1 protein-coding gene is annotated in these 404 nt (G+C 76.0%); it reads left to right on the top strand.

The genetic code is table 11. The features are described from left to right. Positions 1-404, top strand: a 404-nt coding sequence (locus G3I42_RS06340; RefSeq protein ID WP_164283169.1) for a VWA domain-containing protein, incomplete at both ends; no start/stop codon positions are given.

The raw sequence follows: 404 nt of genomic DNA, 5'->3' as shown, positions 1-404 counted from the left end.
TCGCTGCACCTCGCGGCGACGGTCCGCGCCGCCGCCCCGTACCAGAAGGCGCGCGGGCGCACCGGCGCCGGGCTCGTGGTGCGCAAGGACGATCTGCGGCTCGCGAGCCGGGAGGGGCGCGAGGGCAACCTGGTGCTGTTCGTCGTGGACGCCTCGGGGTCGATGGCGGCGCGGCAGCGGATGGGCGCCGTCAAGGGCGCGGTGCTCTCGCTGCTGCTCGATGCCTATCAGCGGCGCGACAAGGTGGGACTCGTGACGTTCCGGGGGCGCGAGGCGGCTCTCGCGCTGCCTCCGACGTCCTCGGTGGACACGGCGGCGGCCCGGCTCGACAAGCTGCCGACCGGGGGCCGCACGCCGCTCGCCGCGGGCCTGCTGAAGGCGCGTGACGTGCTGCGGATCGAGCG

The organism is Streptomyces sp. SID11385, from assembly GCF_010548245.1.
Classification (GTDB): Bacteria; Actinomycetota; Actinomycetes; order Streptomycetales; family Streptomycetaceae; genus Streptomyces.
The sequence above is the reverse complement of the archived record's forward strand: the minus strand, read 5'-3'. Positions and strand labels throughout refer to the sequence as shown.